The following is a 24216-nucleotide window of genomic DNA, read 5'->3' as shown; positions in this document are numbered from 1 at the left end:
CCATTACATTATTATACAATAAAAATAAAGTAGAGTTCAATGAACTCTACTCCATAACTCGAATTGCATGATATCCTTCATGAATTGCTGTTAAAATTTTTCTTGGTGCTTTTGCATCACCAATCACTGTAACATCATCATAAATTTCCTCTAAAGCATCTTCTAATTGATCATTTGGTTTAAATCCAGCTGCATTGATAATTGTATCACACACGATTGTATACTCCTGATTATCTTGGAGATATGTAACTCGATTATCTTCAATTTTAGTAACAGTTGCTTTTGTAATTTTATTAATATTATTATCTTGAAGCATTTGTCTCAACGCCTGATCATTATTTAAACAGTGGTCACAACCAAATAAAATATCTTCCTGCATTTCAATAATAGTTACCGTTTCCGCATTTTCTTTAAGATAACATGCTGCCTCACATCCTGCTAGACCCCCACCAATAATTACTATTTGTTTTCCTGCTTCTTTACGGTCAGTCAAAAATTCACTTACAAAACCTGCTTTTTCAATTCCCGGAATTGGTGGCATCATTGGTGATGACCCTGCTGATAGAATAACTTTATCGTAATCTTTTTTAGCGTCTTTGAGCGTAAACTCTGTATTTAAATAAACATTCACACCAGTTTTCAAGCATTGTCTTTCAAGATAAGTAATCAATTTCAAGACATCATGCTTAAAGGTAGGCATTCCTGCCGCCCAAAGTGTACCCCCTAATCGTTCTTCCTTTTCATATAAGTCGACTTCATATCCACGTTTTCTTGCTGTGATAGCAGCGTACATTCCACCTGGACCGCCTCCAATAACTAGTACTGATTTTTTAATTCCATCAACTTTTGGCAGTGCGAATTCTTTTTCTGCATAGCAAAGTGGATTTACAGCACAATAATAATGTTTTCCAGAAAAACCTGCTAATAAACATTCATTACAGCCAACGCATGGTGCAATATCCATTGTATTTCCCTGCTTTACTTTATTAGCCCAATGTGGATCAGCAAGCATTTGATGACCTAAAACAACATAATCCAAAACTCCTTGCGCTACTACTTCTTGTGCTTTTTTTGGATCAAATAACTTTCCTTGCCCCAATACTGGCAATGATACATTTTCTTTAATTGCTTTAACTACATCTAATTGGTGTCCTTCTTCGTTGTAAACAGTTGAAATAGCTTTATACCAAGCCTCATAACATCCTACATCAACATGTAATGCCTCAATCCCTGCATCCTCAAGAATTTTAGCCATAGCAATTCCTTCATCAATTTGTCTAAATCCCTCAACTTTATGAACCGGAGTAAATTTAACTAAAATTGGAAAATCCGGTCCTACATTTGTTCTAATCGCGGCAATACATTCAAGCGTAAAACGCATTCTATTTTCTAATGAACCGCCATATTCATCAGTACGTGTATTCCATTGTTTTGAATGAAATTGATCTAATAAATATCCGCCGTAAGCATGTAATTCCACCGCATCTGCTCCTGCCATTTTTGCTAAAGAAGCACCATATCCAACCTTTTCAACGATATATTTTATATCTTCTTTTGTAAATGGCTTACATTTCAAATCAGGAAACCAAAACGCCCCACAATCACTAGCTGAATATGGTGGTGTAAATGGATCAGTAAATTGTTGTCTTCCCAATCCTGGTGATACTTGAACACAAACTTTAGCGCCATAGTTATGACATCTTTCTACTAACATATTCAAACGCTCAACATGATGAAAATTACTAAGTTCCGTACATGGCCGAGGTTCATATTTAGTGGATACAACATTTGCACCAGTTATAATTAAGCCGGTACCTCCCTTTGCCCTTTCAGTAAAATAATTAATTGCATCGATATTATATGCCCCATCTGCTTCACCAGTTGTTCCCATCGGTCCCATCACGATCCGATTTTTTAATTTCATTTTACCGATATAACTTTTTTCAAATAATTTATTCATAATTTTCCTCCTTTACTTCGGTAATATTTATTTTACTCAAGTAAAGTATAACATAATAATCATAAATGTAAAGGGTTACATTTATGATTACATTACTTGCTTTTTTTACTAGATGATTTATACTTAATTATTAGAAATGAGGAATACGATGACAAAGATTACAAAAGATATTATTATTGAAACAGCTTACCAACTGTTTTTCAAACATGGATATAATAATGTTACAATCAACGATATTTGTAAAGAATGTAAAATCACAAAACCAACTTTTTATACCTATATAAAATCTAAAGACGATATTTTAGCACATTTTTATGATGACATTACAGAAGCAATCGTTGCTAATACGGCTAATATAATCATGGCAGAAAATTATTGGCAACAGTTATTGATCTGTTTTGAAACATTAATGGAAGAATCAATAAAACTCGGCTATGACTTAAGTAGTCAAATGTTTATTATGAATTTAAAAGAAGACCGTGGTAGTTTTGATTTTCGAGATCATTTGACCAATATCGCTATTGCAATTATAAAAAAGGGTCAAGCCACCAAACAAATTAGAAATCAAAACGATCCTGAAATACTATATCAAGCTTCAGCATATGCATTTACAGGTTATGAATTAATGTGGTGCATAAAAAAAGGTCAGTTTGACTGGAAAAAAGAATTAAGAATAGCATTAGAAAACATATATGATGTTGCACCAGAACTTCGAGGTTAAATATGAAACTATATAATACCATAAAAATTAACAATCACAGCTATTATATCAACGATGAGGATGGTGACTCTTGTTATCTAATAATAGGAAATACCCATGCTCTATTAATTGATTTAGGCCTATTTAAAGAACCACTTTTACCGACGATTAAAAATATTACTAATAAAGAATTAATTATAGTATGTACTCATGGTCACTTTGATCATATTGGCACAATCAAAGAATTTAAAGAAGAAACTATCTATTTATCTCATCGAGACCGTGATATTTATTATGATAATGCTCATATTATTAAGGAACTTTCTTTGATTGACTTCAACCAAATCAAAGATTTAAAAAATCATCAGCAAATTGAGCTTGGTAACTTTGAAATAGAAGTCCTTGCTCTTCCTGGTCACACCCCGGGATCAATGATTTTTCTAGACCGTCAAAATAAGTGTATTTACACTGGTGATGCAATTGGTTCCGGCTGTGGTGTTTGGCTACAATTATTCCATAGCCTTGATTTAAAAACGTATCATACCGCTCTCCAGCAGACTATTGACTATCTTGAAAAACAAAGAGTAGACGATACTTGGCATTTTTGGGGTGGACACAATCAACAAGAAATTCAGTCAAAAATTTCTGCATATAATAAGTTAGATTTTGTTTTAATGAAAGATCTTGAACAACTATGCCTAAAATTAATAAACAGTCAGATTACTGGTATAAAAAACTCAGCTCCAACATTTGATGACAACCAAGCCTACTACGCCAGCTATGGTAAAGCTGAGATAATTTATCAAAAAAATAGTTTATAGTGAAATTTTCGGATTTCACTTTCTTTTTTCATTCGCATTAGAGCTATTATCTATGATAAAATAATTCCATATGGAGGTTTACCAATGAAAACATTACATGGTTTAGACTATAGTTTAAAAATAAAAAATACAATTATCAATCACATTAATCAAGCTCAGAAAAATCCTTTTATAAATTATTATTTTATTGTTGACGATCCATTATATTTTGAAGAAGCTTTTTTTAAATATACTGATACACTTTTTAATATTAGAATCATTACATACAATGATTTGATCAAAAAATTATTAGAGCATTATCAACTATACTCTTATCAAGAACTATCCAAATTAGATAAAATCCTAATAACAAAACAACTTATTGAAAATTCTAATAACTTATTCAATACTAATAGTAAAATGGATTTAATCTATGAATTGATTGATATTTTCGATCTTTTCTTTCTTGAAAGTTTTAGTAATTCAGAGTTAGAGCAGCTGCCCCCCCTAGCGAAACAAAAAATTGCAACAATTATCGGACTCTACCAGCAGCTAACCACTTCATTACCTAATAATACATGTTACAAATATGAAGAACTATTATTTGAACAAATCGATAATTCTAATGTTGAAGATCATTATATTTTTATTAGTGAACAAATTTTCAAACAACGTCGCTTTGAACTAATAAAAAAAATATCACTTTATAATGATGTAACAATTTTGGTTAATAATAGTAGCGATTCACGTGATTTGAATAAACCTTTTAATAAATATCATGGTGATCAAAAAAACGTCTTTGAAAATGATAATCCTTATTTGAGCCATCTCAATAAATACTTATTTTCATTACGATCACCAAAGTATGAAAATCATACACCACTACATACAATTATTCAGACTACACCAAAAGCTCAAATTGAAAGTGTAGTATTAAATATTTATCAAGATATTGTAGATAATCACATGCACTATCACGATTATGCTATCTATTACCCCAACCAAGAATATTTAACCTTATTAGTTGATACTCTAAATAATTTTAAGATTCCCCATAATATTAAAAAAAGCTTAATATTCAAAGAATTGGATGCTTGTTTATTATGGATTAGATACTGTTTAAATCATGATAATAATGATCTTTTAGATTTATTGGATACTAAAGTTTTAAGTCGATATAATGACTTTGACTATCTTGATTTGATTAAGAAAAATTATCTTGAAAAAGGTTATCTTGAAGATCCCTTTAGCACCCTATATAACTTTGAAAAAGCGCAATCACTAGATGATTATTCATCAGTAATGATTAATTTTATTAATCAAGAAATGCTTTTTTCACAAAATCAGACAATGCTAATAAACTTCTTTACTAATTTAACAAGTCCCCAGTCCTTTACACTTGCCGACTTTTATAGTTTAGTAAACCAATTAAAACCGTCTTTAAAAGAAGATATCAAACCATGTAATGATCATTTATATTTATTAAATTATCAACAATGTTACAGCGGTATCTTAGAATGCAAAAAAATCTATTTGGTTGGTGTCAATGAAACTGTTGTTCCAAAACAAAATAAAGATACTGGAATATTACTAGATCAAGACTATCAAATTCTACAATTACCTGATTTAAATCATCAAATTAGTGTTGATCAAAATAATATTCTAAAAGTCTTAAACAGCCAAACTGAATTTACAGCAATATGTTTTAGTAATGGAACAATTGATGGTCAACCGCTATTAAAATCTTCTTTGTATAACCAATTAAAACAAATGTTTAAAATTTCAAATATTGATATAAATAATGACTATTATCACTATAGCCTGAAAACCAATTTATATCTACATGGTGGTAAGGATATTGAATTATCATCACTAAATACAATGATTAAGCACTATATACAAACTAATAACCAACCAGATAAATTAACTGTTCCACTATTTTCGAATCATCTCTCAGCAAGTAAGCTGGAAACTTACAATGGTTGCCCATACAAATATTTTAATCAATATGGATTAAAATTATACCCTTTTAAACAACCGCTTTTTCAAATAAATGAAATTGGTACGATCATCCATTACGTACTTGAAAAAACTCAAGCCCTCTTTACTGACAATATTACTGCTAGTAAAGCTGAAGTCGATGATTTAGAAACAGTTATTAACCAACATGTCGAGCAATATTTAAATGAACATGGTTTAACTGAGCGCTTAAATTACGGTACTAATAACTATATTATTAAAACGGTCAAACATGATCTAGTTAATACTGTAATCGTTCTTATCAACCAAATGAAAGCATCTGATTTTTATATTGTTGGTAGTGAAGTTGATATCTATCGGAATTATCCTGATTTTAAATTTAGCGGTATAGTTGATCGAGTAGATCAATATAATCAATATTTAAAGATTATTGATTATAAGTCAAGTAACAAAGACCTTGACCTTTCTTTGGCAATTCAAGGTTTTAATATTCAAATGCTCTTATATTTAGATACTTTAACAAAACAAAAAAAACTTGATAAAGGTGCTTTGTTATACTTTAATACTAAAAAAAGAATCCTTACTAGTTCTTTAAAAATCAATGAATCTGAACTTAGTGAAAACTTTTTCAAATTATATCGAATGAATGGTTATGTTAATAGTGAAGTAGTCGAAGAAGTTGATAACAATATTGATAAAGATTCAGCAATCATTAAAGCAAAATTTGTTAAAAAGGATGACTGTTACAAAGGAAATATTTTAAGTAGTTTCTCTTTTGAACGTTTAATTGATTATGTTAGTCAACATATCGAAAATTTATATCATGAATTAGCAAACGGAAATATTGGAATTAATCCTAAAGGTAGTGATGATGCTACGGTCTTCACTAAAGTTAATCCATGTACTTACTGTAACTATCGTAGTCTATGTAATTTCGATGTCTTCTATAATGAATATACTTTAGTTGACAGTAATAATTTAGAACACTTGCTTGAGGAGGATAATAGCGATGCCAATTAATTCTTTAAATGATGGTCAGTATGAAGCTGTCGTAACCCGCGGATGTTCCATTCTTGTTTCAGCTCCAGCTGGTTCAGGGAAAACTAAAATTCTTGTTAATCGAATCATGGCTTTAATTGAAGATGATGGTTATAATGTCGATCAACTGCTTGTCTTAACCTTTACTAATGCAGCCGCTCTTGAAATGAAACAACGTCTTCAAGTTGCATTAGATGAACGTCTTCAAGAAGATATCAATAAGCCATTGGAACAACATTTATTAAAGCAAAAGCAATTATTACCAAAAGCTTATATTACTAATTTCCATGGTTTTTGCAGTACTCTTTTGAAACAATATGGATATTTGATCAACCTTAATAGTAAATTTGATATTTGCACTGATCCTTCACTCATCAAACACCAAATTCTCGATAACTGTATTGAAACATGGGCAGAAGATCAAACATTTATTGATTTTATCAGTACTTATTTTCCAGAATACTATTTTAACAACTTTAAGAACGCTATTTTCAAATTTGAAAATTTAAGCAATACTATTTATGACTTTGATAATTATATTGATGCAGTCAAAAAAGATATTTATTATCACATTATTAACAACGATGATGATGCTATAAACAATTGGCCTATCAGTAATAAAATTATCGAACTATTACATCAACAAGCTACTATGGGATTGAATAAGGTTTATGAATTAGCTAGTTATGCCAGTTCCCATAATTTGTCTTTTTACTATCAAAATCCCTTTGGTGATAAGCCTAAGAAAGCAGATTTACCAAGCCCATATGATTGTCATTTAAAATATTACTTCGATGTCATCAAGGCAATAGAAAGTAAAAACATGACGAATATCATTACCGCTAGTAAAGCTAGTTTGATGAAAAGTTATGATAGTAGAGGTTTATTTAATGAGGATAATGAACTTTATAAAAAAGAATATAATCGTCTTAAAAATAATATCATCAAATTTTATCGCGATAAATTTAATGATATCGTATACGATGATTTTGATGAGTTTAAATTAACTTTATCAACCTCTTTAGAGCCTTTAGAAAAATTAATTACTTATTTAAAACAGTTTAAACAGGCCTACCAAGATTATAAGCTAGCTCATAATCTTTTAGATTTCAATGATCTTGAAGCTAATGCATTAGAATTACTAGAACCCAAATACGGAATTGTTACACTTCTATACCAACAATTAAAAGAGATCATGATCGATGAATACCAAGATACTAATCAGATTCAAGAAACTCTAATTAATAAAATTGCAGATCTTCATGAACCCAAGATCAATCGCTTTATGGTTGGAGATATGAAACAATCGATTTATCGTTTTAGAGAGGCTGACCCGGAAATTTTTAATGAGAAATATCTTACTTTTAATCTACTACCTAAAACTAAACGTATTGACTTAAAATTTAATTACCGATCAAATAAAATTGTCCTTGACAGTGTCAATTATATTTTTAATCAAATCATGGATAAGGATATTGGCGGTCTTGATTATTACTTAGATGAAAGTGCCAAATTGAATTATGATTTTTTACGTAAAGAAGGTGCAAAAGAATTAGAAGATTTGCCAGAAGTCACCGCCAAAGCATCACAACGTCTTGATGAAGAAGCACGCTTTACTAGCGAAGTCATCCTATCATATCAAACTGGTACTATAAGCAATGATGCTGAATTAGAAGCAAAAATTGTTGCTAAAAAAATTCAGGATATGATTGGTCACTTAGAATTGGATAATTTTAACGGCACAAAAAGACTGGCAGATTATAAAGATATTGTTGTTTTAATGCGTAGTACTCGCAGCTTTATAGCTTTTAAAAAGATATTTAATAAATTTAATATTCCTAGTCATATTGTTTTATCTCAAGGTTTTTTACAAGCTCCAGAAATAATTAATCTCGTTAATGTTTTAAAAGCTTTTAATAATCGCCTTGATGACATCGCCTTTACAAGTTTACTAAAGGGCAATTATGTAATAAGTCATTTTAGTGAGAATTTTTTAGCGCAAATTAAAATTGATGAAACTATCTCAATGTTTGATAATTGTATTAATTATCTTGAAAAAAAATTAGATAATTATGAAGCTTTAGAAACATTTATAAATTATTATCAAGATATGCGAAACTATTTTAATAGTCATTCTATTAAAGAAAGTTTGATGAAATTCCTTGAGGATAGTAATTATTTACCTTTCTTAGCTTCATTAGTCAATGGTCCTCAACGAGTTGCAAATATTGAATTAATGATTCAAAAGTTAGATGAAATGCATGATGATTCTTTAAATACAATAACTACTAAATTTGATGATATGATCAATAATGGAGTCAATCTCTCTCCCGCAATGGTTTCAAGTAATGATGATAATGTTGTTTCTTTTATGACTATCCATAAATCTAAAGGATTGGAGTTTCCAATTGTTTTTGTTTCTAATATGCAAAATAAATTTAATCAGCAAGATGCCCGAGAACGAATCATTAGTGATAAAAAATTAGGAATTGCGATCAAACCGCGAGTAAAATGTGATTTAGAACCCTATCAAGACGTTATTGTTGAATACGAAAATAAATATCGAAAAGTAATTGCAACAGCACAGACTAGTGAAGCAATCAACGAAGAAATGCGAATTTTTTATGTTGCATTGACTAGAGCTTCACAAAAACTAATTATGACTGGCTTAATTAAGGAACCCCAAGATCTTATCAAATGGCAAAAATATGTAATTAATAATAGTGAAGATTCAATGATAAATCCACGTTGTAAAGATAAAGTAATTCTTTATCATAATGCACGTAAGCAAAATAGCTATTTAGATTGGTTAGGAATTTCTTTAATGAGTCACAGTAATATTATTAATCAAGGTCTAAAAAAAGAACTCCTAGACCATGATCAAACAGATGATCTTGTTAATGAAATAAAACAAAATTTTCAAACTATTTTGATTCATCAAAATAAGCATTTAATTCAAGAAAATACTAAACATAGTAAATTTTCTATCAAGATTCTTAGTCATCATGATGTTGAAGAACAAATTATCGTTTCAAATAAAAGTGATACTATTCTTGACTTAAGCAGCTATCATCGATATAGTAATTTTGAATATCCATACCCAACTAACCTAGAAAAATCCATTGCTGTAACTCGTAAAATTGAAGATGGCGATAGAAGTTTTAAGGATATAAGTTATGAGCTTGATGATTCCCCAGTTGATGCTGGAACACGTGGAACAATTATTCATAGTGTGCTTGAACATCTTGATATTGACGTTCATTTAGATTTATCAGATAACTTAAATAAACTCAAACAAGCAAACCTTTATGACAATGAAGCCTGGCAATTAATTGATAAATATCAACAACATCTTGAAAACTTTATTACTAGCCCAGTTTATCAGTTAATGGTTAATGCTGACTATCTTTATCGTGAAAAAGAATTTTCTATGCTTGAAAACGGACAAATTATTCATGGAATTTTTGATGTTGTCTGTATTAAAGATAATCAAATAACAATTATCGATTATAAGACTGATAATTTGAATAAAAACACTAGTAAAGAAATACTGATTTCTTTACATAAGCCGCAAATGGATTATTACAAAAAAATATTAGCTCGTGTTTTCCCACAAGCTAATATCCAGGCAATCGTTTATTATCTATATATTAATAAATATGTAACTATTTAAAAATGGGTTATCCGTAACCCATTTTTATTTCACAACAATATCTTTAATATTCTTTAAGATGATTCGCGTCATACCGCCCTCATCCATTTCCTTGACGATATCTACACCTTCAAGATAATCCTCAACATTTAATTCAATAATTCGATCATCATCTAAAACTAATTTACAACGTGACATCCGATCTAGCGATACTGGAACGTTGACAATTTCATCATCTTCTTCAATTCCCAGATCGCGCATAATTAATTCAACCTCTTCAGTTGCATTATAGTCGTTTCCCATAACTTTTTTAGCCAATTCCATCGGTTTTACCGGACGATGATCCATTACTAAATCAACAAGTTCTTTTTTTACTAATGGTAGGGGATCCCCTTCAACAACATTATATTCACTGTCAACTTTCTTTACAACTTTATTAACAATACTCATTTTTTGCTTATCTGTTAATTTTGGTTCACCTTTAATATATTGTTCATTCAAGTAATATCCTGGTTTCCCATCAATCATATAACGTTTTTCAATAATCGACAAAATATTATCTTCAACATTGATAATAATTGCTTCTTCAACAGCTGTTGTTTTATTTGGTAAAATTTGTTGATTAATAAATCTAATACTACGTATACCATCATTTTCTTCAATTAAACTCATTGGCATAGTTTTATAGTTTAACTTAATAATTAAAACAAATTTCTTACCATCTACTTTTAATTCTACAAACATTAAATTAGCATTTGGCATTTCTTCAATTTTTGTACATAAATCAAATAAATCTTGCGTTATTTTAATCGATTCTTCTTTAAACGCCTCATTACTTTCAATCATTTTTTTACCAGCTTGTAATAAGTGATGCTCACTACCGGTTACCAATTCTTTAATTCCAGAATTTTCTAAACATTTTTCAATTTTTTTATCATAATACTCAGTTGTTCCTTCAGTTAAATTAATAAATGTATCTGAGTAAATAATTTTACTATGTTCCAAATCCAACATATGAATCAAAATCTTATCAATTATAATTGTATTATTCATTCTTTCATCACCACGGTTAAGTATATCATATTTTGTTGAAATACGATATAATAATCTTGGTGATTAAAATGAAAATTATTATCGCACCGGCAAAGGTGATGAAAACAAAACAAGTAAATATTGAAACTACAGATATCTTATTTAAAGACAAGACTACACAGCTACATAATTATTTAATGAAATTTAATCTTGATCAACTCCATGACATAATGAAAATATCTTTTAAAATGGCGGATACTGTCTATAGTTATTTCCACAATGAATATACTGCGGTTCCTGCACTATACTGCTATCAAGGTACTGTTTTTAAACAGCTTAGTTTGAAAGACTATGATGCAGACGATTTTGTATACTTAGAACAGTATTTAAATATTTTATCGGCTTATTATGGCATCTTGAAATACAATAGTGCAATAACCCCATATCGTTTAGATATGATTATGAAGATTGATTTTAATTTATATCAATTTTGGCAAGATGAAATTGATAATTATTTTAAAAATGAAGACTATATTATTTCCCTAGCCTCTAAAGAATTTACTAAGATGCTATCACATCCCCATATCATAAACATTGACTTTGTTGAAGATAAAGCAGGTAAAATGGTACGCAATTCAATGTATGTCAAACAAGCTCGGGGAAAAATGCTTGATTTAATGGTTAAAAATAAGATTAGTGATCTTGATAGCTTAAAACGTCTAACGTTTGATGGCTATATATATCATGAAGAATTATCAACAAACGATAATTATGTTTACATTAGAAATGGAAAACAAACATATAAAAAGCTATAATAAAAATAGATGGCGTGCCATCTATTTTTATTTATTTAAATATTCTTCTAAGAAATTTATCATTCTTTCCATTTCTTCATCTGTCCCGATACTAATTCTTAAGTATTGATCAATTCGCTTAGTATTCCAATGACGAACGATTATTCCTACTTGCCGCAATGCTGTAAATAATTCTTGGCCTTCAACATCAGGATGTTTTACAAAAACAAAATTTGCATAACTGTCAGGTACAATAAAACCTAATTCTTTTAATCTTGTTTTAGTCATTTCTCTTGTTTTAATTACTTTAGCACACTTTGCTTTTGTATCTTGATCGTCAAGGATACTCGCTAAACAAATTTGTTGTGCGACATAATCAACTGGATAAGAATTAAATGAATTCTTAACATCATACAAATGTCTGATTGCCTCTTTACTTCCTAAAGCTATTCCTAGTCTAATTCCAGCTAAAGAACGTGATTTAGAATATGTTTGTGTTACAACTAGATTATCATATTTATCAATTAAAGAGACACAACTAGTTCCACCAAAATCAATATACGCTTCATCAATGACTACAATACTGTCAGGGTTATTTTTTAATATTGTTTCTATAAAATCTAAATCAACTAACAAACCAGTTGGCGCATTAGGATTTGGAAAAATAATTCCACTATTAGGCTGCATAAAATCATTAAGATTAATTTTGAAATCACGGTCTAATTTAACCAGTTTATATGCCATTTGATATAATTCACAATATACCGGATAAAAAGAATATGTAATATCCGGGAATAAAATTGGTTCCTTTCCATTAAAGAACGTTAAAAAAATCAACGCAAGTACCTCATCAGAACCATTCCCCAAAAATACTTGTTCTTCTTCAAGTCCATAATAATTAGCTAATTCTTTACGTAAATCAACAGCATCACTGTTTGGATATAACCTTAAACGATCAATATCCAAAGATGTTAATACTTCCTTAATTTTAGGACTAGGTCCATAAGGATTCTCATTTGTATTTAACTTGATCATATTCACAATTTTAGGCTGTTCCCCTGCTACATATGGTTCAACCTCGCGCAATTTATCTTGCCAACTCATATAATTCCCCCTTATTTAAGCATTTCATCAATCAACTCCGATAAATAATCGACTTGTTTATCACTATGCTTTTTAATCAGTTCATCCGCTCGATTAAAAGTGTAACCATGATCCGCGTGCTCAAACATACTAATATCGTTATACGAGTCCCCAATCGCATAACTTACAACATCTTCATTAAGTAAACTAACTAGATTGCTAATTCCAGTTCCTTTCGTACATCCACTTGGCGTAATGTCTAAATAATGCATATTTAATGTACCATGCGCTTCATCTGCATAATGTTCATCTATATATTTTTGAATCTTTAAAACTTCATCAATCTGCTGGTTGTCTTGATTTATCGCTATTATATCAAACTCCTCAACATTTGGATACTCTTTTATAAAATCATGCTCATTCGTTACAATACTACGTCCTACCTCATCATAAATATATGTTTGACCTCTCAAATACCCTAATGTCTTTTTTCCATCATAAAAATATATCCACATATCATCATATTTCAAACAATGTTCTATGATATCAATACCAGCTTGTTTTGAAATAACTCGTTTAAATAATTCTTGATCATTACGATCAACAATATGAGCTCCATTATTTAAAACTAAATAGTCATAATATAAATCTAATTTATTTGTACTGCGTAATGCTTCTTCATAATTTCTCCCAGTATTAAAAGCAAACAAGTGCCCAGCCTGGTGAAGCTTTTCCACTTTCTCTTTATCCGGGGGATATAATAACCCATCTAAATCAATAATTGTTCCGTCCATATCACAAAATAGTATTTTTTTCATAAAATCCTCCAATATATAGCCATATTATAACAGTTTAGACTAAATCATCAAAGAGCTGATAAAGCATTTGATTACTTTTATTTACTTCTTGTAACGCTGTTTCAATATCTTTCGCCACAATTTTTCCATCTTGCAGGCATACACACTTACCGCTTTGATTATCTTGAAGAAGTTCTATCGCTTTATTTGCCATCCTTGCAGCTAATATCCGATCTTCCGGCACCGGTGAGCCGCCTCGTTGAATATGTCCTAAAACAATCGAGCGACCTGAAAATCCTGTTTCTTCACTGATTCGTTGTGCTAGCTTTTCAACATCTAAAATTTTTTCACTTGCGATTACAATTGCATGGCGTTTATTATAAACAATTTCATTCCTAATCAATTCTTTGATTACATGCTCTTCATCATAGCCTGTCTTATTGGTGATAACAAGTTCACTTCCACAAGATATAGCTGCATAAAGAGCTAAATTATCTGCATTGTTACCCATTACTTCAACTACAAAACAACGATGATGAGAACTTGAAGTATCACGTAATTTATTTACTGCATCAATAATATTACATAATGCAGTATGAAAACCAATCGTTTCATCAGTACCATTGATATCATTATCAATAGTTCCAGGTATTCCAATACAATTTATACCTTTTTTTGCTAACGCTTGTGCCCCACGGTAACTACCATCACCTCCTATTACAACAAGACTATCTATTTCATGTTCTTTTAAATTGTTTATTGCTTTATCTTGAACTTCATCTAAAGTAAACTCCGGTAGACGTGATGATTCTAAAATAGTACCTCCTTTTGCAAGAATTTCAGAAACATCTCGATAGCCTAAGCGTGCTATTTTACCCTCTACTAATCCTCGATAGCCTTCATATACTCCATAAACTTCAAATCCATGTTTTATTCCTACTCTGACAATTGCTCTGATTGCTCCATTCATTCCAGGAGCATCACCGCCAGAAGTTAATACTGCGATTTTTTTCATTTTTTCACCTCATTTAACTTTCTCTTCTAACCAATTTTGATAAAACTCTAGTTGATTCTTTAGATGAAAAAAGTGTTCCCCATTTTCCATGATTTTTAAATCACAATTAAAATGACTGGCAAATTTCTTTATATATTCATATTCACATAAATTGTCATTTTCACCATACAAAATCATTGTTTGACTATTCCATTCGGTGACTGAATGTTCTTTAACATAGCAATAATAGTCATAATACAATGTTTCCCCAATAGGTGTTTCAATCATTTTTTGTTCTTTTAATTTTTCTTCATTTATTTCAAACCAAATCATCATATTTTCAATTAAACGTTGCATATCAACAACTGGTGATAAAAATAAACACTGATTAAATTTAACACATTGATAAGCTAATAAACTAAAAAATGCTCCTAAGCTACAGGCCCATAAACTTATCTTTTCATATTTTCCTTTAACATAGTCATATATCTTTAATAATTCCTCTGTACAATTTTGTGCATTACACAAAGTATCTTCATATACTCGATCCCCATGTTTTGGCAAATCAAAACTAACTATTTGATATCCTCTATTTACTGCTGTCTTTGCTAGCATTTCTATAACAATATCTTCTTTATTAGATTTATTCCCATGAACTGCAAGAAAAACTTTTGAACTCCCTGCTCCCCAGATAACTGCAGGGATATTATCAATTTTTAAATATTTCTTTTTCATCTTCCCACCACTTCCTTATCAATGATTATAACATAGTCCAAATTTAATATTTAGCTTTTGCAAAAAATAATACTACAACAGTTTATGTTGCAGCCTTGTCTTTGGCTGGTGGTTGGTAGCACGAAACCTCCACAGCGGGCTTTCATCACCTAGTTTTATGTCGTGCGCAGCACAGCAAAAAAGGAACTGATTATTCAGTTCCTTTACTATTACCCACTAATTTATTCATATCAGCTTTAGTTTTATATGTGATTTTTAATCGATAACCATCTTCGCTTGAAAGAATTCTCATTGACACTTTTGTATCATCTTCTGATTGAGTGATTCCTATTCCATAATTACCAATACTTTCATTTCGTTCATTAAAATCATTTTCTAATTGATTAAACTTCTCTCCAGCTTTATTAAAACTTACATACATATCATCACCGTTAATCAATTTAACAATTTCTTTTAACATCGGATAACTTTGCTCGTTGATTTTCATAGCTTCAAAATCTTTAAAGCCGTTAATAGTATAACCTATATTAACAGCATTAGTTGTTCCTGATAAGTCATATGAAAAACTAATTGACATTGTTTCATTTTTACCAATCTTTAAATCATAATTCAGACTTGTATAAACATTATTTTGATCAGTTACATAAAAATCATAATCTTTATCAATCGTTGTTTTACCATACTTATCAGTAATTGCAGTTAAATCATTTTCTAACTGCTTGATCTTCTTAACATAACTATCACTATTAGTTACTAGTTTATCAAAATCTTTTAAACTCCCAAACTGATATTCTGTTACCTCTTTATTAATATTAACCTCACCTAGTGGACCTAGTGTAATTGCTTTATCCGGTGTAGTAACAGTATTACTTGCAGTTCCGTCACCTAAAAAATTACCAAATAACATTGATGAAATCAGCGGTGAGAAAATCAATACTAAAGCTAAAATACCGTATAAATAATTAGGAAATGTATTTGTTCTTTTCATGGGTTGATAGCCTTTTTCTAAGCGTGTACCACAATGAGGACAAACTTTGGCACTATCAGGAATATTTTTTTTACAATGTGGACATTGTTTCATGCAATCACCTACTCATATATATTTGCCATCCAGGTCTTAAAGTTTTCCACAAATTTTTCTTTTGCCTGGGCTTTTTTTGTATCATCTTTTATTTCATAATACTCTTCACTTAGATAAGTATACTCGCTAATTGTTTCACCTTTATTAACTAATTTTAAAATTGGTGTCCAATTAAAATCTAACTCCTCACGAATATTTTTATAAAAATCAATTTCTTTTTCAGATGCCCCCTCTTGCATGGCAGCATCACGAAATGCCTGAATATTTAAATAATATAAATAAGTACCCTTATTTTCCTCTAAATACGATGTTAAAATCGGATGAAACTCTTTACAATCTCCGCAATCAGGACGACCAATATATAAAACAAAAGTATCATCACTAGATAATTTGTTTTCTAATTCATCATAAGTAATTTCATGAAGACCTGATAAACTATTGTCTTTTTTTATACGATTAATGGATGCGTCTTGGCATCCACTAATCATTAATACACATACAATTAAACTTAATAATTTTTTCATTATTTAAGTAAAGATTCTCCATCCATTTCAGCTGGAATTTCAAGTCCTAATAATTGTAAAATCGTAGGCGCTAAATCTCCTAATTTTCCACCCTCTTTTAATTCTAAATGAGAATTTGTTACAATTAAAGGCACTTCATTTGTAGTATGCGCTGTAAATGGGTTATTATCTTCATCTAACAACATTTCACTATTACCGTGGTCAGCAGTAATTAACATTGTTCCACCTAATTCAAGAACTTTATTGTATACTTCACCTACACATTCATCAACAACACTCACAGCTTTAATTGCTGCTGGTATAATTCCTGTATGTCCAACCATATCGCAGTTTGCAAAGTTAACAATAACAACATCGTGAATATCTTTATCTAATTCTTCAATTAATTTATCTTTTACTTCATATGCTGACATTTCTGGTTGTAAATCATAAGTAGCTACTTTTGGTGAATTTACTAACACTCGAGTAGCACCTTCAATTTCCTTATCAACACCACCGTCAAAGAAGAAAGTAACATGAGCATATTTTTCAGTTTCTGCAATTCTTAATTGTTTCATACCTTTTGCAGATAAATAATCACCAAGTGTATTAGTTAAACTTGGTAAAGCAAAAGCAATCGCACCATTAACACTATCTGCATATTTCATCATACAAACAAATGTTAAATTTTTTGGCACATTATTAAATGCATGGTCATAGAATCCATCATTAGTCATCACTGTTGCTAATTGAATCGCACGGTCAGGTCTAAAGTTTGCAAAGATAACTGAATCACCATCAGCTACTTGTCCATCAACATTTTTATTATATCCAGGAATTACAAATTCATCATAAGTTTCTTTAGCATATGAATCTTTAACATATTGAACAGGACATTCAAAGCTTTCACCTTTATGATTAACGATAGCATCAAACGCTAATTCAACACGATCAAACCTCTTATCACGATCCATTGCGTAATATCTACCAGATACAGTTGCAATTTCACCAACACCTATTTCTTCAATTTTATCTGCTAATTCTTTAACAAAATCAGCACCACTATCAGGAGCAACGTCACGACCATCTAAAAATGCGTGTACATATACTTTTTCTAAACCTTCTTGTTTAGCTAATTTTAATAAGGCATAGATATGTTCATTTGAAGAATGCACTCCACCATTTGATAATAATCCCCAAATATGTAATTTAGTATTATTTTCTTTGGCATTATTAATTGCTTTTAAGAATTCAGCATTCTTATAGAATGTTCCATCTTCAACAGCTTTATTGATTAAAGTTAATGATTGGTAAACTGTTCTTCCAGCTCCAATATTTAAATGTCCAACTTCACTATTACCCATTTGTCCATCAGGTAATCCGACAGGCATTCCAGAAGCTTTAATTCTTGTTGTTGGATAAATCATTTCTAAATCATCTATATTTGGTGTATTTGCAAGTTTAACTGCATTTCCATCAATTCTTTCACTTAATCCGTATCCATCTAAAATACATAATACAATTGGTCTTTTTTTCATTATCTAATTCCTCCATTTTCATGAACCATTATAACTTGTTTAACTACAATAATCAAACAAGAAATACTTGAAATAATCTAAATTTAATAACTTTTTACTAACAAAATCTCTTCAGTTAAAATAGTTTTATATTTCTATAATATATTGATATATAAATAATATAGTTATATAATTATAATATAAATAATAAAGGGGAAATGCTATGAAAAAATTATTATGTTTATTACTCGTTTTTATGCTGTGTGGTTGTAGTATTGATAAAAGAGCAACTACTAAAACTGTTGATGTCAGTCCATATCTCTATAAAATTAGTGACAATAATAATCACTATCTTTATCTATTAGGAACCTGTCATCCTGGTCGTGATCAAATTGATAAACTTGATATAACTACCGAAAAAGCAATCAAGGATAGTCAAAGTATTGTTTTAGAATGTTCATTAGATCAAAATGAAACTGCTAAATATCAAAATTATCTTTTAGAAAACAGTTTAGGTGAACTAGATTTGATTAACTATATTCCTAAATTAAAAGAAAACTATCCTACACTAAAAAAATACCGTGTTAATGAATTTAATGCTATGGCAGTAAGTTCTTTAGTAACCTCTGATATTCTAGACGAAGTAGATGGCAATAATAGCACTTCCATTGATGCTTACCTTTTTAATCTCACCAGAAGTAAAAAGATTCCTTTTGAAGAAATGGAAGGAATTGAATTTCAGATGCAATTATTTTCACAATTATCTAAAGAATCACCTCACGCAATTTTAGAATCCTTAAAAGATCGACAACAATTAATCAAAAGTACAAAATTGATCCTTGACAGTTATTATAATCATGATCTTGATACATTAGCGACAATATACAGCTATCAAGAACTACCAGATAATGAATATCAACAAGAATATCAAAATTATCAACAATTATTAATAATTGACCGTAACCAAACTATGCAAGCTAAAATAATAGAATATTTAAATCAAAATAAAGTCGTTTTCATCGGCGTTGGTGTAGGTCATGTTGTTGGTGATTTAGGATTAATAACATCGTTAAGCGCAGCCGGTTATAAAGTAGAAAAATTAGGTTAAAAAATAAAGGTCTAGAATTTATCTAGGCCTCATTTTTTCTTTTTCTTTGGCGAACTTAAAATGTACATTCCAATAAAACAGAGAATCAAAGGCCAGTAGCCTTTTATATAGTATGCAATCGTTGATACTATTCCTTGAAAGTCTTTAGTTCGATCCATGGTTAAAATCATTCCTAAAATAATTAATACAATTCCCGCATTCTTTCTAAAGTCCATTTTAATCACCCCCATTATCATAGCAAGGGCAATCAAATGAATTTGTCGATTAGAGGATAGAACGTGCAAACCGTAATAAATTATTTACATCTACAGGTTCTTTACCTTTTTGTGAATATACATAAATTCTATCATGATCATGATATTCAAATTTATTAGAATGAATAATACTATTAATATCCCGACGTATGTCCTCATCAATATGAATAAACAAGTTTTCAGACATTTTTCTAAGTAAAATGCATAAACTTGCTAACGCTAATTCTAAATCAAAATATGCTCTAATTAAATCTTTTTGGATAACATGTTCATCAAAGATACCTTCTTTTATTTCAACTTTTTCAATATGATTCAAAACGGCATCGACACTATTTAACTCATCTTCAAGCATATCCAAGTAACATTCTTCTTTAATTTCTCTTTTGTTCATCTACAAGCTTATCCTTTTCCTTAATCATTTGTTTCAATTCTTTTGCATATAACACAAATGACAATAACATTAATGCACTGCTAGTGATAATCATTAACTGACTAGCAAAAGTATCAGGAATGTGATACCCAATAAGAATTATTACAACAAAATAAAAATAAGCTGTTGCAATTTTCCCCCACCATGAAGCTCCTTTTATTTTTAAGCCATAATCATATAAATATAATCCAACAATTCCTAACATTCCATCTTTCAATACAATTATTATTAATAACACCCAAGCTAAGGGATATGTAAATAACAAAGTAATCGCAATTGTAAATTGTGTTAATTTATCAGCAATCGGATCAATTAATTTTCCAAAATCTGTAATCATATTATATTTTCTTGCAATATAACCATCTAAACAATCACTAATACCTGAAAGCACAAGAATAAATGCTGCAATAATATAATGATGTTGCCATTGTGCATTAAAATACACAAATAAAAATACTGGTATTAATAAAATTCTAAAATAACATAAGCAATTTGGTATATTAAATAACTTTGTTTTATCTTTCATATTCATCTTCTATCCCTCTTTTTACATAATTATAGTTAACTTATTAAATAAGTCAATGATAGAAGATTTAAAGTATCTTTTTCATTGTAACATGCGGGCACCACTCATCATAATACATATCTCCATCAGGTTTATATCCTAATTTTTCATAAAATTTCTGAGCCTGCTGTTGAGCTGACAACTCAGTTTCAAGACAGCCTAATTCTTTAGCTTTGTTCTCTAAAGCAGTGACAACCTTACTTCCTAATTTTTGCCCACGATATTCTTTGATCGCTGCAATTCTTCCTAAGATCATTGTTGTCTTATCTTTAAAATACATTCGTCCAACCGCAATCGGCTGCTCATCCTTATAAATCACCAGATGATACGCAGTATTGTCAAGCTTATCAAACTCCTTTTCAAAGCCTTGTTCTTCAACAAATACAGCTTGGCGAATTAAAGCTGCATCTTTAAAAGATGTTTTACCATAACTAAATTTAAAATCCAACTTAGATTCTATCATCATTAATAATGTATCAACTTCTATAACTTGAGCAAATCGATTCTTCCAAATCTTTTCTTCTAAATATTGCTTTAACACTTTTCCACTTATTATATCATTGTCAAAAGTCGTTGTAGCATCTTTTGGAACAATAACTCTATATCCTAATTCAAATGCTACTTTAATACTAGTATCAATACAATATTCACTTTGCATACCAACGATAATCAGATCTTGAATTCCCTGTGATTTTAAATATGCATCTAAATTTGTATTTTTAAATGCACTATTATATTCCTTTTCAAAAATTTTATCATCTTGTCTCGGAGTAATCCGTGAATCTATTTGCCAACCATCACTATTTAAAATCAATTCCTCATCATGATGACGAACATAGACGATTTCGAGATGTTGATTATGACATACCCTGATTAGTTTTCGAATATGCTCGATCATCTTATTTTCATCTACTGGATACTGGCTCGTCAAAGCAGTTTGAACATCAATTATTAATAAACATCTTTTACGCATCATTTTCCTCCATTGTATCAACTAAAAAAGTCGTAATCGTTGAATACACAGTTTCCTTATATTTTTCATTGAGAATTTCATGGCGCATATGCTCAAATAAAATTGAAATCACATGTTGATAGCCTTGTTTTTTTAAATGAGTTACAGCATTATTAAATGCTTTTTCATTAATCAAGCAAGGATCTTCTTTGCCAGAAATAAATAAGACTGGTAGTTTTTTATTTGCTTCATAATCTATATTTTTATATGTATTTTGCATTAAACTTAATAAATTATAAAATCCATTTACACTAAATGTGAAGGTACACAGCGGATTATTATTATATTCATCAACTACTTGGCTGTTACTGCAAATCCATTCATTTGGCTTATCAAAGCCCTTATTAAAAGCACCAAAAGACATTTTCTGTAATAGTTTACTATGATACTTATCCCCCTTGACCATTGCTATCGCTTTGCATAATAACTTTCCTAATCCGGCTAATTTATTTTTACTTGGGCTGCCACAAACTATTAATGCATTAATTTCATGATCATACTTTTGAATATAATTTCTTACAACTAAAGAACCCATTGAATGCCCAAATAAACAAACTGGTAAATTTGGATATTTTTTCTTAATATAATTAGTTAATTGGTGAACATCTTCAACGATTGCACGGGCACCTTCACCATAAAAATAACCCAAATCAGTTTCATCTAAAACACTTTTTCCGTGTCCACGATGATCATGTATGATAACAACATATCCACAGTCATTTAAATATTCAATAAAATCTAAATAACGCTCTTTATGCTCACACATACCATGAACAATCTGAAAAATTGCTTTTGGGTGTTCCGGCGCTGAAACAATTACGTCTAAAGGTAATTTATCAGATATTGAATTAATTTTTAGATACTCCATCGTTTTTCTCCTTTTCATGATTATATCATATTGATTGCTTGAATAAACTAAACAAACTCTTATTTTTATCTAAATAAACAAAAACCTGCAAATTATGCAGGTAATCATTTTTGTTCAATTGTATTTTCAGTAATAACTAGCTTCCGCTTCTTTAGAATCATATTAATTACTTCACTGGCTAATGAATATAAACAAGCAGCACTAGGAACCGCAATGACCATTCCAAATACACCAAATAAATCACCGAAAACAAAAATTGATAATAAAACCCAAATTCCAGGTAGGCCAACTGAGTTTCCAACAACACGCGGATAAATGAAGTTATCTTCTAACTGTGATAAAATCTGAAAATATACCATAAACCAAATTGCCATCAAAGCATCTTTTGATAAAATTAAGACTGCACCTACAAACATTGCGGCAATTGGACCAAAAAATGGAACAAATGAAAATATTGAAATAATTGTAGCAATCAATTCAGGGTATGGAAAATTAAACAGCTTCATAGTTACATAGTACAACACCCATAAAATACAAGCTTCAACCAATTGACCACTGATAAAATTTGAAAAAACTTCATTAGTTTTATGTGCATAATCAAAAATTACACAAGTAACTTTATAACCACAAAGTGCTCCAATTGCTTTTCTTAATTGTCGTAAAAAAGTTTCCTTATTTCCAAGCAAATATAGAGAAAAAATAAATCCTGTAAATACTACTCCAAATGTAGATAAAAAATTTGTTGCATTATTCATGATTCCCCCAGCACTTCTAGTTAGGATGTCTAGTGCTTGACCAACCATATCTTGCCAAGGCATATTGATTAAATCTTTAACACTAGCAATATTTTCCATTCTAAAATCAATATTGAAATAGATAAATATATCATCGATGTTATTAAATACTGATGTTAGAAAAGCAGAAGTATTACTGATCAATGAAATTAAACTGCTTATTAAATTTGGAATTACGATACTAGCAATCAAAACAATTAAACAAATAAATAGTATCAGTGTTGCAATTATTGATAAACCTCTTTTTTTTCGATATAAAAAACTAGTTTTTGTACAATATTTTGTAATTTGTTTTTCAATCAGCTTCATAGGCTGATTGAGAATATATGCAATAATAATCCCATAAAACAAATATACCAGCGTCCCTAACAACGTACTGATCATTCCATAAATATTACCTAAATTCATAAGTAAATATATCAAAAAAACTGTAAACGCTGAAATTATCAATCCAGGTTTAACATGACGTTTCAAATCATCATCTAAATTAAAATTACGCATCTAATCACTCCTTATTCC

21 protein-coding genes are annotated in these 24216 nt (G+C 29.9%); 6 read left to right on the top strand and 15 right to left on the bottom strand.

The window, feature by feature from the left end; translation table 11 throughout:
- Positions 1-46: 46 nt before the first annotated feature.
- Complete coding sequence (locus tag EYR00_RS04595; RefSeq protein WP_003534643.1) at positions 47-1960, bottom strand: NAD(P)/FAD-dependent oxidoreductase; 1914 nt, start codon at positions 1958-1960, stop codon at positions 47-49.
- 148 nt (positions 1961-2108) lie between these two features.
- Between EYR00_RS04595 and EYR00_RS04590 the strand changes: the two genes are divergently transcribed.
- From EYR00_RS04590 to EYR00_RS04575, 4 genes are all read left to right on the top strand, one after another.
- On the top strand, positions 2109-2681 hold the full coding sequence (locus tag EYR00_RS04590) for a TetR/AcrR family transcriptional regulator (RefSeq protein ID WP_003534645.1): 573 nt from the start codon (positions 2109-2111) through the stop codon (positions 2679-2681).
- A 2-nt stretch (positions 2682-2683) separates the two neighbouring features.
- Entirely contained in the window at positions 2684-3481 is a 798-nt protein-coding gene (locus EYR00_RS04585) for an MBL fold metallo-hydrolase (RefSeq protein ID WP_003534647.1), read from the top strand.
- A gap of 84 nt (positions 3482-3565) precedes the next feature.
- A complete protein-coding gene (locus EYR00_RS04580; RefSeq protein ID WP_003534649.1) occupies positions 3566-6460 on the top strand; it encodes a PD-(D/E)XK nuclease family protein in 2895 nt (964 codons plus the stop codon).
- Positions 6450-10151, top strand: a complete 3702-nt coding sequence (locus tag EYR00_RS04575; RefSeq protein ID WP_003534651.1) for a UvrD-helicase domain-containing protein — start codon at positions 6450-6452, stop codon at positions 10149-10151. The genes EYR00_RS04580 and EYR00_RS04575 overlap by 11 nt, the downstream gene beginning before the upstream one ends.
- A gap of 24 nt (positions 10152-10175) precedes the next feature.
- Here the strand turns inward: EYR00_RS04575 and EYR00_RS04570 are convergent, their stop codons facing one another.
- Positions 10176-11183 (bottom strand): nucleoid-associated protein, encoded by a 1008-nt coding sequence (locus EYR00_RS04570; RefSeq protein WP_003534654.1) that lies wholly within the window; start codon positions 11181-11183, stop codon positions 10176-10178.
- A gap of 68 nt (positions 11184-11251) precedes the next feature.
- Here EYR00_RS04570 and EYR00_RS04565 point away from each other — a divergent pair, with 68 nt between their 5' ends.
- Positions 11252-11977 (top strand): YaaA family protein, encoded by a 726-nt coding sequence (locus EYR00_RS04565; protein ID WP_003534656.1) that lies wholly within the window; start codon positions 11252-11254, stop codon positions 11975-11977.
- Between the two features lie 27 nt (positions 11978-12004).
- On the opposite strand, the gene hisC is transcribed toward EYR00_RS04565, so the two are convergent.
- The 7 genes from hisC to gpmI form a co-directional block, all read right to left on the bottom strand.
- Complete coding sequence (gene hisC, locus EYR00_RS04560; protein ID WP_003534657.1) at positions 12005-13060, bottom strand: histidinol-phosphate transaminase; 1056 nt, start codon at positions 13058-13060, stop codon at positions 12005-12007.
- A gap of 11 nt (positions 13061-13071) precedes the next feature.
- On the bottom strand, positions 13072-13857 hold the full coding sequence (locus tag EYR00_RS04555; protein ID WP_003534659.1) for an HAD-IIB family hydrolase: 786 nt from the start codon (positions 13855-13857) through the stop codon (positions 13072-13074).
- A gap of 34 nt (positions 13858-13891) precedes the next feature.
- A complete protein-coding gene (gene pfkA / locus EYR00_RS04550) occupies positions 13892-14851 on the bottom strand; it encodes a 6-phosphofructokinase (protein ID WP_003534661.1) in 960 nt (319 codons plus the stop codon).
- A 9-nt stretch (positions 14852-14860) separates the two neighbouring features.
- Complete coding sequence (locus EYR00_RS04545) at positions 14861-15565, bottom strand: alpha/beta hydrolase (RefSeq protein ID WP_003534662.1); 705 nt, start codon at positions 15563-15565, stop codon at positions 14861-14863.
- Between the two features lie 190 nt (positions 15566-15755).
- Positions 15756-16646, bottom strand: coding sequence for a zinc ribbon domain-containing protein (locus EYR00_RS04540; RefSeq protein ID WP_003534663.1), 891 nt, complete (start codon positions 16644-16646; stop codon positions 15756-15758).
- Positions 16647-16654: 8 nt separating this feature from the next.
- A complete protein-coding gene (locus tag EYR00_RS04535) occupies positions 16655-17170 on the bottom strand; it encodes a thioredoxin family protein (RefSeq protein ID WP_003534667.1) in 516 nt (171 codons plus the stop codon).
- Positions 17170-18687 carry a 2,3-bisphosphoglycerate-independent phosphoglycerate mutase gene (gene gpmI, locus EYR00_RS04530; RefSeq protein ID WP_003534668.1) on the bottom strand — a complete coding sequence of 506 codons (1518 nt, stop codon included), beginning with the start codon at positions 18685-18687 and terminating at the stop codon, positions 17170-17172. The genes EYR00_RS04535 and gpmI overlap by 1 nt, the downstream gene beginning before the upstream one ends.
- A gap of 202 nt (positions 18688-18889) precedes the next feature.
- On the opposite strand from gpmI, the gene EYR00_RS04525 reads away from it, so the two are divergent.
- Complete coding sequence (locus tag EYR00_RS04525) at positions 18890-19774, top strand: TraB/GumN family protein (protein WP_008791929.1); 885 nt, start codon at positions 18890-18892, stop codon at positions 19772-19774.
- A 29-nt stretch (positions 19775-19803) separates the two neighbouring features.
- Here the strand turns inward: EYR00_RS04525 and EYR00_RS04520 are convergent, their stop codons facing one another.
- The 6 genes from EYR00_RS04520 to EYR00_RS04495 form a co-directional block, all read right to left on the bottom strand.
- A complete protein-coding gene (locus EYR00_RS04520) occupies positions 19804-19989 on the bottom strand; it encodes a LiaF transmembrane domain-containing protein (protein WP_008791930.1) in 186 nt (61 codons plus the stop codon).
- 49 nt (positions 19990-20038) lie between these two features.
- On the bottom strand, positions 20039-20419 hold the full coding sequence (locus tag EYR00_RS04515) for a hypothetical protein (RefSeq protein WP_003534671.1): 381 nt from the start codon (positions 20417-20419) through the stop codon (positions 20039-20041).
- Positions 20400-20990 carry a CDP-alcohol phosphatidyltransferase family protein gene (locus tag EYR00_RS04510; RefSeq protein ID WP_003534672.1) on the bottom strand — a complete coding sequence of 197 codons (591 nt, stop codon included), beginning with the start codon at positions 20988-20990 and terminating at the stop codon, positions 20400-20402. The genes EYR00_RS04515 and EYR00_RS04510 overlap by 20 nt, the downstream gene beginning before the upstream one ends.
- A gap of 61 nt (positions 20991-21051) precedes the next feature.
- Positions 21052-21996 carry an isochorismatase family protein gene (locus EYR00_RS04505; RefSeq protein ID WP_040434032.1) on the bottom strand — a complete coding sequence of 315 codons (945 nt, stop codon included), beginning with the start codon at positions 21994-21996 and terminating at the stop codon, positions 21052-21054.
- Positions 21989-22903 (bottom strand): alpha/beta fold hydrolase, encoded by a 915-nt coding sequence (locus tag EYR00_RS04500; protein ID WP_008791933.1) that lies wholly within the window; start codon positions 22901-22903, stop codon positions 21989-21991. Before EYR00_RS04500 ends, EYR00_RS04505 begins: the two co-directional genes overlap by 8 nt.
- A gap of 104 nt (positions 22904-23007) precedes the next feature.
- Positions 23008-24198 (bottom strand): AI-2E family transporter, encoded by a 1191-nt coding sequence (locus EYR00_RS04495; protein WP_003534678.1) that lies wholly within the window; start codon positions 24196-24198, stop codon positions 23008-23010.
- Positions 24199-24216: the final 18 nt, after the last annotated feature.

Origin of the sequence: Thomasclavelia ramosa DSM 1402 (assembly GCF_014131695.1) — a bacterium.
In the GTDB taxonomy this organism is placed as follows: domain Bacteria; phylum Bacillota_I; class Bacilli_A; order Erysipelotrichales; family Coprobacillaceae; genus Thomasclavelia; species Thomasclavelia ramosa.
The sequence above is the reverse complement of the archived record's forward strand: the minus strand, read 5'-3'. Positions and strand labels throughout refer to the sequence as shown.